The sequence below is a fragment of the Donghicola sp. genome (assembly GCF_025210255.1).
Lineage (GTDB): Bacteria > Pseudomonadota > Alphaproteobacteria > Rhodobacterales > Rhodobacteraceae > Donghicola > Donghicola eburneus.
In genome coordinates, this window is sequence record NZ_JAOARZ010000043.1 from 92,020 (window position 1) to 100,804 (window position 8,785).

Annotated in this window: 9 protein-coding genes; 5 read left to right on the forward strand and 4 right to left on the reverse strand. The window is 48.1% G+C overall.

Going from position 1 to position 8,785, the window contains the following annotated elements:
- Positions 1–241 precede the first annotated feature (241 nt).
- Genes N4A58_RS19935 through N4A58_RS19945 form a run of 3 tightly spaced genes read left to right on the forward strand, consistent with a single transcriptional unit; the run spans position 242 to position 2,612 of the window.
- Complete coding sequence (locus N4A58_RS19935; RefSeq protein WP_293713023.1) at positions 242–601, forward strand: hypothetical protein; 360 nt, start codon at positions 242–244, stop codon at positions 599–601.
- A complete protein-coding gene (locus N4A58_RS19940; protein ID WP_293713025.1) occupies positions 598–1,587 on the forward strand; it encodes a glycosyltransferase family 2 protein in 990 nt (329 codons plus the stop codon). Before N4A58_RS19935 ends, N4A58_RS19940 begins: the two co-directional genes overlap by 4 nt.
- On the forward strand, positions 1,584–2,612 hold the full coding sequence (locus tag N4A58_RS19945; RefSeq protein ID WP_293713027.1) for a glycosyltransferase family 10: 1,029 nt from the start codon (positions 1,584–1,586) through the stop codon (positions 2,610–2,612). The genes N4A58_RS19940 and N4A58_RS19945 overlap by 4 nt, the downstream gene beginning before the upstream one ends.
- Here the strand turns inward: N4A58_RS19945 and N4A58_RS19950 are convergent, their stop codons facing one another.
- Complete coding sequence (locus tag N4A58_RS19950; protein WP_293713028.1) at positions 2,613–3,149, reverse strand: hypothetical protein; 537 nt, start codon at positions 3,147–3,149, stop codon at positions 2,613–2,615.
- A 210-nt stretch (positions 3,150–3,359) separates the two neighbouring features.
- Here N4A58_RS19950 and N4A58_RS19955 point away from each other — a divergent pair, with 210 nt between their 5' ends.
- Both N4A58_RS19955 and N4A58_RS19960 read left to right on the forward strand, forming a co-directional pair.
- Positions 3,360–4,751 carry a hypothetical protein gene (locus N4A58_RS19955; RefSeq protein ID WP_293713029.1) on the forward strand — a complete coding sequence of 464 codons (1,392 nt, stop codon included), beginning with the start codon at positions 3,360–3,362 and terminating at the stop codon, positions 4,749–4,751.
- A 162-nt stretch (positions 4,752–4,913) separates the two neighbouring features.
- Positions 4,914–5,807 (forward strand): hypothetical protein, encoded by an 894-nt coding sequence (locus tag N4A58_RS19960; RefSeq protein ID WP_293713031.1) that lies wholly within the window; start codon positions 4,914–4,916, stop codon positions 5,805–5,807.
- Between the two features lie 66 nt (positions 5,808–5,873).
- On the opposite strand, the gene N4A58_RS19965 is transcribed toward N4A58_RS19960, so the two are convergent.
- The 3 genes from N4A58_RS19965 to N4A58_RS19975 all read right to left on the reverse strand — a co-directional run.
- Positions 5,874–7,046 (reverse strand): polysaccharide pyruvyl transferase family protein, encoded by a 1,173-nt coding sequence (locus N4A58_RS19965; RefSeq protein WP_293713032.1) that lies wholly within the window; start codon positions 7,044–7,046, stop codon positions 5,874–5,876.
- A 210-nt stretch (positions 7,047–7,256) separates the two neighbouring features.
- On the reverse strand, positions 7,257–8,189 hold the full coding sequence (locus N4A58_RS19970) for a sulfotransferase (RefSeq protein WP_293713034.1): 933 nt from the start codon (positions 8,187–8,189) through the stop codon (positions 7,257–7,259).
- A gap of 151 nt (positions 8,190–8,340) precedes the next feature.
- Positions 8,341–8,785, reverse strand: a 445-nt coding sequence (locus tag N4A58_RS19975) for a cupin domain-containing protein (protein ID WP_293713036.1), incomplete at its 5' end; no start/stop codon positions are given.

The following is an 8,785-nucleotide window of genomic DNA, read 5'->3' on the forward strand; positions in this document are numbered from 1 at the left end:
GTTGAAAAACTGAAGGATTTTTGACATCTAGAACGGGATTGAAATATAATCGAAAGTCGCACAATTGCTAAACAACGTCGCGCTGGGGCCTGATGGACAAGCGAATTTCGCGCTAAGTATTTTGCGTGAACGCGTGGATGAGGGCGAATTAGCCTCAGATCTGGAGTTCTTGCCAGGTTTATCTTTGCGCGCGGACCCAAGTCTGCATTTGTCTGGAAGCTTTCGATCCCCGAGGGGATGGATGCTGTCACTAGATGCAAAGATGAGGCAAGTGAGTGGTAGCTGGATCGGTCTACATGTTTCTCTGCCGGCAAAAGATTTGACGGATTTCGGCGTGATCGGTTTCGGTGCGAGAACTGCAGCGACAGCAGTCCACATGGTGCGAGCCTGTATCAGGTCGGGAAGCGGCGATACTTTTCAAGATTGCTTTTTTGATAAACATCTCCTTTTTAGAAATGAAGAGGCAGACCATGTTGACGGGCTTATTGTTCGCCACAGGGATTTGTTGCCGAAACAAGCGGAGTGGAGAGAGCTCGTGTTCTTCCTTCCGACAAGCCCGTTTCGATTGACCTTTATGGACCTCAGAATATTCTTATCATGAATATAACTCTCGTGATCCCGACAAAGAACGATGCTATAAATCTGTTTCGGCTTCTTAACATGGCCGAAAAGTATGAGATTTTTGAGAAGATAATAGTCGTAGATGATGGATCTTATCCTAAGTTGCAGATACCTGCTGGTTTTTTCAAAAACGTTAAAGTTCTGCGGAATGAAGAGTCTCAAGGGCCCGGTCTCGCGCGAAATGCTGGCCTGCATCAAGTTGAAACAAGCCACGTCCTTTTCTTTGATAGCGATGATTGTCTTACAGAAGAGATTGAATTTCTGTGGCTTGATTTAAGGTATAAAGACTTTGATTTCTGCATATTCAGGCATGCGGATAGTAGAAGTTTTCCTGCGGGCTTGTGGCATCAGATGAGTGTCGATGATTTTCTCTGGGCGGAGGCGAAAATGGGCGGCTTGGCACTTGAAGAAATAGATATCGGGCAGGCTGCCATTCTTTCTGGAACTGCTAATTATCCTTGGAATAAGATTTATCGCACTGACTTCCTTCGCGAAAATGATATTTATTTCCCTAATATATCAGTGCACGAAGATGTTCTACCGCACTGGCAAAGCTTTATTAAAGCCAAGTCTGTCCTCGCCTCCGATCGAATTGCGGCAGTCCACTATGTGCTACCAGGCACGTGCCGACAGACGAATCGAGAGGATGCGGATCGCTTATTGGTCTTCGAAACACTCATAAGTGTTTGGTGTCAATTGATTTGTAAACTCGACGACGCTGCGGTTTTTAAGCGTCCATTTTTAAAATTCTGCATCTCATTAATAGACTGGATGCACGGAAGCATAGAAGACCAACATAAGGAAGCATTGCGAAAGAAGGCGAAAAATTTTTTGGACTTTGTGATGACCGAGGGGTCGCCTTATGATTTGCAGATGATAAGTGTTGATCACTTAAAGCATTATGGGATTAGGATAAACGAACTCGGGACGGATAAAGGAAATTTAAAAGTCGGTGACCAACGATGATCCGAGTTTTTAAATTTGGAAGGCATGCGCATCGGACACCTCTCAGCTACGATGCACTCCGAAACTACTTTTCCGGAAAAATTCGTTTGGTTGATCAGGTCAATCAGGCTGATGTAATTATTTTTGCTCATATCCTCGATTTGGAGAGTGCTCCGCATTTTTTAGTAGAAGATTGGCGGAGAAGCAGAAGGGCAATTGCAATACTCTCTGAAGAGCCGTTTTGGGATACAATTTGGGGGAAGCGCCCTTTAGACCCATTAATTTATGTGGAGACAAGATACGGCGCGCTTCCAGTTGTTCAGATCAATCATCAGATCGGGGCAGTATTTGAGTTTACGCATGTACCCTATTATGTTTTAACGAATTACCGATTTCAAAAAGCATACAAGCGCATGTTCCAACGAAATGCGCGTAAGCGCGCGTCTGAATGGCTAAGGGACTGGAGTGCGCGTGCTATTGATGTCAGTTTTATGTTCGAACGGCGACCAGAACCTTACCACTGGGTTCAATGGCCGTCCGCAAACTTAATCGGTTTATGTTCTTGGCGGACGGAATTTGCGCAGTGTTGTAATGCTTTAAACGTCGAACGGTTGGGAAAAAGTTGGGGCGGTAAGGTAGGTCGCTTCGAACTGAAGACGGATTGGCATGCTGATAAATTACAAAAGTTGGATGGCAGGGCTCGGATGCTTGGGGCGATAGAAAATACGCATCAGCCACGCTATATCACCGAAAAAATTTTCGATGCCTTTAGCTGTGGGTCGTTGCCAATTTACTACGCGAATCCATCACACAAAATCCACGACTACAAACTGCCTACGGAGTCATGGATAAATGTGTCTGGTCTGTCACCTGAAGAGGCTTCTGAACAACTTCGCGAGCAGTCATTCGACAACGCTGTAGCCCAAGCATACGTCGAAGCTCAGCAAATACTCTTAGCTCTCTCATCGAACGACGAGTTGTGGCACGAGGAGAGAAAACGTTTTGCTCGTGCCACAACTGAAGCCTTGAACGAAGTTTGTAAGTGATCAAACGACAAACACACGAATATCTACAAAAGTCATGTTAAAGGAATGCGTTGGAAGGAAAAATACAAGTTCTCTCCACGGTGCTTGAAGAGGCAGATCTTTGCTGCTGCTGATGGACATGCCGTCGATGTGGCTGGCTTCGTCGGAACGAAACATCAAATGCTTGTCGAAGAAGCAATCTTTAAATCCGTCGTCAGTACCAGAGCGGATGCAGGCGCGGGCCACGTTGAGCCCAGATGCTTTGATACGTGCCGCGAAGCCGATAACGCCATTATGGGTAAGATCTTTGGCGGGTAAGTTGATGTGCAGACCACACCAACTCCCGTGATGGTCATTCATCCGTGCATCGATCGCCAAAAGTGTTCCTTCAGGCGATTGGACGGTGCCGGTTAGCTCTAGGCTGGGCTCTGCACGTAGGACTAGACCTGGGAGAACCTCAGTGTTGCTGGAGAGATCCAAGGTGGCTTCAGACTGCCGCATCACATTAAGAACGTGATTGGTGTGTCCGTCTGCGCCCAAGGCCACGTTGTCAATCATCAGATCTCACCCTTTCCAATCTACTTGATTTGGAGGTATTGATGGCAAGCGCGATGACTATTTACAATAGTGGTCGGAGCTGCACCTGAAATTTTATACCGCAGAGATGCTGTTTTGCTGCGCATGCCGAGAGTGGCCGTGCCGTTAGGGCATTGTGTCGATGTAAAAGCTTGATATCAAGGAGCTTGAAGGATTGTGGAGGTTGCGAGCATGATAGAGCCCAAGTTTCAGGAGAGGTCTGGCAGCATCGTCCTGGTCGGATGCGTTGGTTTATCTCGGCTGCTTGGTGACTTTGGCAAGGTTGCGTCGAACGCTTCGAATGTGATCGTATTTGATCCAAGGGGCGCGCTGGATCCCAAGGATGAGTATGCTGTACCCTCCACAACGTGTGCGAAGCTGCCGGCTGCTGGCTTTGATGAAAACGTTTTAAGGATTTATTCATTACCTGGTCTAGTAAGTGTCGGCTGTCCGACAATTGAGCTGACCGATGTCTTTCCCGGGCTTAAAGAGGTAGGCAAAACACACTTTAATATTCTGACTGGTAACGAATTAATTGCTTCTTTATCCGGCTTGGCCGAGCCGGTTCAGTGCGTGATAGATTTGCCCGGAGCTGAAGCTCAAATCTTAGATGCATTTCTTGAGGCTGAATTTCTGTACAAGCTGAACTACCTGACTATTCGCTGTGGTGTCGAAAGGTTCTTTGATGGAGCTCTTGATAAAATTGAGCTTACGAACCGCTTACTGGCACATGATTTCTATTTGGACTCAGAAAACACAGATGATGCTGACTGGCCCATTCTGCGTTTTAAAGCTAACGTGACGGTCCGGCAGCTGAAAGTTGCCGAGAAAGAATTGGCTGATAGCAATAGAAGGGAACGCGCACATGTCGAATATATTGCGCAGCTTAAATCGGAACTTGAAGATAGTCGAGCTAAACTGATTTCCGCGACTGCAGAGAAAGATATCAGGAACGGAGAATTAAGCCAATGCCGTACCAAAGTAGAGGAAACTCTGAAACGCCTTCGCGAGGCTGATGATGCGCGAACAACACAACTAGTCCGGATCGATGAACTCAGCTCCGAACTCACTGAAAAAAGGGATGCGCTGAATGATGCACGGACTGAGCTTCAGCAGAAATCAGAGTTACTGGATAATGTAGAAGCAGAACTTAGTATCTTCCGAAAGGAAGCAACAGCGCTTGAAGAGAAGAGAACACATATAGAGCAGGAGCTTATCGGAAAGCGTGATCTTATTGAAAGTCTTCGAGCCGAACTTTCTGCTGTTACGCCACGACTGGAGGCCGCCGAGAAGGCGAAAGCGGACGCGAATGCAGAGCAATCTTTTTTGAGCCGTATGAATGCGTTGCTCCAGAGCGACTTGAATCATCTTCGACTGCAGTTTCAAAAAAGCGAAGATGATAGGCGCCGCCAAGAAGACTTGCTATTGAAGCTAACCCCTAAGCTTGCTCAAGCAGCTGAGCATCTTCAGCAGCTCCAGGTAAGGCAGAAAATTGCGCCAGAAAATCTTCAAGAGCCCAAAACTACGGAGCGATCAAGTCGAAGAAGTAAAAAGGGAACAAAGCAACTTCGCCCAAACCGATAGGCTGAGAGCAAAGACACCTGGCGCCCACAGATGCCTTGCATGACTTCAGGACGTTTGTCTTGGTCTTGTGAAAAAGCTTGATATAATAAAGAGATACTTGATGGCTATGGAGCCAGCCTCATCATAGCACATATTTGTGTCTTAGGACATAGGAGCAAGTTTATGAAGATTCTCGTGACGCCCGACGTTTCAAACGTCACGATCCTCGGATTGAAGAAAGCAGGTGTGTCTCCTGAGTTTCCAGGGTGCGCGGACGAAGTTGCTAAAGTTCTTCAGGATGATGAAGCTACGTTGATCTGGCAATTGCCAATTGAATCTGTTGCGTCTGCGTATATGTCGGCATCAAGTCTTGCCCCAGTTCTCACTTCTTGGCTTGCTTGGCATCAAGATCTTCTTGCTGTAATCCGGAAATACCGCAGAAAATTAAAACTCATTGATGGATCCGCTCTTCTACCCGGAGCAATTGCCAGAGAGCGAACGGTAGCCACCGAGATTCTTGGGATTGAGACATTCGAACCTTCCTGTGAGGATCTTGGTGCTAATATAAGAATTGTAGCCAACACTCTTTCTCTACACCTTCTCCCAGAACTATCTCTTATTTACGATAGTTTGGAAGAGCTCCGTGCTAATAGCTACGCGACTCGAAGAGAGTGTCGGCGAGTAGATGAGATTTCAGAATTTTCGCTAGCCTTTGATGCTCTTCGAGAACTTGAAAACTCTCTGTGTATAGCAAAAACGCGAGAGGAAGAAGTTACGCTCCTTAGTGAAGATATCGAGTCGCAACTCGAACATGCGCTGTCCGTTGAAGCGTCTGCATTGAGATCGGCCGAAGACGTACGCTACCTTCAATCTGAAGTAAATCGCCTCATTGATGAATTGCATGAATCGCGTGTCGATCAGGGTGCTCTAGAGGAACTACTTTCCGAGCAAAAACAGCGCAGCGAGCAGCTACAACACGACCGCAATCGCTTGCAAGGAACAATCGACGAATTGTATCGATCCAGCTCCTGGAAGGTGACGCGACCTATGCGGGCTGTGCGCCGAATGTTCTCTTGAAAAATCATAAACTGCGTCCGAACAAAGAAAAAGTAGGGCCGCGCAACAGCTTAGCGGCCCGAGCTTTTACGATTTTGAGAGGCTATCTATGTCTTGATGCGGCACGAGGCCGTTCGCATTCAAATACTCAACCATTGTCTGAGCCAAAGATTTGCGATGTGAGTCATATTTTTGCATGGAGGTGAGGATTCGATCAAATAATGGCTTTGGACTGTCCTGAGCGACCTTAATGAACTCTTCGGGGCTTATCCAAGGGATTCCCATCCGCTCTGCCAAGCCTACTGTTCGCGTATCATGGGCAATAAGGATCGAAGGAACACCGGCTTGGAGCGGGACCATTGTGCCATGGATACGCATACCAAAGCTGATATCGCAAGTCCGTGCGAAGTCCATCCAAGGCTCGAGACCGCTGAAGTGAAGAGTTTTTGCTTTCAGTGTCTGAGTTAGTTTCCCTGGCTTGCCCATGAAAGGATTGTTGGACCTATAGCTTTGTGGAATTTCAGTGCGTGCACCCATCAGAAACGGCAGCAATGCTTGTGATTGTACAAGGTAGAAGGCGGGAGTCTTCGCCATAAGGGTGGCATTGAACTTCATCACCGCGCCGCTGTGCCCGTGGCCACCAGAGGCTTCTGAAATGCAGCTCCGAACTTCTTTCCAGCTCGACGCAGAGTCAAGCTGGTTGGTGGCCTTTTCAGAGATCAGGGCACCGAGGTTCGGGGTTGCGTTTATAAAATTTGAAGGGCAGCCGGTCACGACGGTGTTCTGAATCCCATCTGCCTCAAGTACGTCTTGTGTCAATTGGTCGCGAACACTAAGTTGGACACAGCGTTCCGAAAGTGCATGAGCCAATCGAAGCGTATTAGGACCCAGCTGTGGAAGCGAATTATCTTCTTTTATCTGAGCTTGAACGCCAAGACCGAAGGAGATCACAGGTCCATCGACCCGTTCAATCGTTTTGGCTCGAACAAGATTTGAACGTTCATCATGCTCGGATTGGCCGAGCCAGTTCGCACACGAAACGACAACTTTGTCCACTGGTTTTTGATCTGCCGCTCGATTGAAGTCCGCCCAACGAACTGGCGTGTATTCGAACAAATCTCGCACGATGAAGCGAAGCGCATGGCGGAATGCAAAATTCCCCAAGTTGACACCTGAGTCAGAGCTCAGCTCATCAGCTGACTTTTTGTAGGCACCCGGAATTTCACTCGTATAGTGCAGGTCAAGATAAAGCTGGTGCATGTATTTCCTCTTTAAGTGTCGAACATGCGAGGGCGTTCGCCCTGTACATGGCCTGACAAATCCATTGACTAGGCTATCTTCTCTGCGACCTGAGTACCAGTCATGGGCGGCGCTGTTTAGTACAAAGTTGTCTCGACTTGAAGCGGATCTACCTTGCGTCACAAACGACACGCCGAAAGCTAATTTGTAAGACGCTGTTAGGTTGAACAGTTAAAAAGAGCCGTATCCTAAGCGTAAGCAAAGCTTTTCATATTGGGTACTTTTTCCGATCTCTTCGAGAACTTTGTCGTTGATGTCGCGCCGTGCTCTTTTCGAAATAACCCGACTTTTACGACCACTATCGCCTGATAAGGCTATAACCCAAAATGTATCAAGGGCTAGCGGTGAGTAGTCGATCGAAAGATGCTTGCAAATTTCTTTGAGAGATTTTTCTGGATCATCCTGAAAATCCTCGTATTTCACGAGTGGCAGAGGTGCATGACGATCCAAAAAGAGATGGTATCGTCGGCAGTATTCGTCGAGCGTTCTTGGAGAGAAATGTATCCAATTATTGTGTTCGAGCGAGAGAAAAGAATCTAGAGGATGGCGTACCGTCACAACCGACAGCACATCGACCTCATCTGACAACATTTCTCGAACAGTCGGCCTAGCAGAGATCTCTGTACTAGTGCAAAAGTGGGAGTGGGGATGATCCCTCACCACCAGTGTTAACCCTTGGCTGGATAGAGCAGAAAGGCTCGCTGCTACTGACCTTTTGAAAATCTGGGTGATCGCAGCGTCTGAAACATTTCTTGGATTGTTTAGAATTCCACCAATTAGATCGGTGGGCGCGAAAAGTGGTTTATCTTGCGCAGTAGCCGCGCCTAGTCTGCTTAGAGGATCTATTTCGCTTGCTAGGATTATATTTGGGAGGGCCGCAATGCATTTCGAAACCAGAGTTCCTCCTGTGCAGGCAAAATGATGAACCATTCTAAGGCGAGAACGTGACGCGATTTCAGCGGAAACGGCCTGGCATTGTTCTAACAAGCTCGTTAAGGGATCTGCCGGAACTGAAACACGCTGTCCTAAGCCAGACCTCTGCAATAAATTGATCGTCTTTTCAAGTTCGGCTTGTAGGTTTGAAAAAGTTGGCTCGCTGCTCATGTTGTAATCGCCCAATCGTTGCCTCGCCCTCACTCATAAGGGTATCTCATTGCACTATTTATTGGAATGATGAGCCCACCCCTCATGCTTTCAATGCGCTCTTCGAGAGCGATATGCCGGCCATTATGTGCCGGCATCTAACACGGCTACTCTACCCCTTAGCGCCTTGTCCACGCGCATAGATGTCTTCGTAGCGGATGATGTCGTCTTCGCCGAGGTAAGAGCCGGTCTGAACCTCGATAAGGACCATAGGGACTTTACCCGGGTTTTCCATCCGGTGGACGGCGCCGAGGGGGATGTAGACGGACTGGTTTTCCGTCACGAGTTGGACGGCCTCGTCGATGGTCACCTTCGCGGTGCCCTCAACCACGATCCAGTGCTCGGAGCGGTGGTGGTGGGATTGCAGGGATAGCGCTGCGCCGGGATGGACATGAATCCGCTTTACTTGGAAGCGCCGGCCAACGACCAGGCTTTCGTACCACCCCCAAGGGCGATAGTCGCGCGGCAGTGTTTCCGCTTGTGAGGCGCCTTTGGCTTTCAGGGCAGCGACAGCCTTCTTCACCTCTTGCGCGCGGTCTTTGTGAGCGACGAGCACA

Bases quoted from the DNA above. Each gene is read 5' to 3' on its own strand.
- N4A58_RS19935 (WP_293713023.1), top strand. From the start codon at position 242: ATGCTGTCACTAGATGCAAAGATGAGGCAAGTGAGTGGTAGCTGGATC.
- N4A58_RS19940 (WP_293713025.1), top strand. From the start codon at position 598: ATGAATATAACTCTCGTGATCCCGACAAAGAACGATGCTATAAATCTG.
- N4A58_RS19945 (WP_293713027.1), top strand. From the start codon at position 1,584: ATGATCCGAGTTTTTAAATTTGGAAGGCATGCGCATCGGACACCTCTC.
- N4A58_RS19950 (WP_293713028.1), bottom strand. From the start codon at position 3,149: ATGATTGACAACGTGGCCTTGGGCGCAGACGGACACACCAATCACGTT.
- N4A58_RS19955 (WP_293713029.1), top strand. From the start codon at position 3,360: ATGATAGAGCCCAAGTTTCAGGAGAGGTCTGGCAGCATCGTCCTGGTC.
- N4A58_RS19960 (WP_293713031.1), top strand. From the start codon at position 4,914: ATGAAGATTCTCGTGACGCCCGACGTTTCAAACGTCACGATCCTCGGA.
- N4A58_RS19965 (WP_293713032.1), bottom strand. From the start codon at position 7,046: ATGCACCAGCTTTATCTTGACCTGCACTATACGAGTGAAATTCCGGGT.
- N4A58_RS19970 (WP_293713034.1), bottom strand. From the start codon at position 8,189: ATGAGCAGCGAGCCAACTTTTTCAAACCTACAAGCCGAACTTGAAAAG.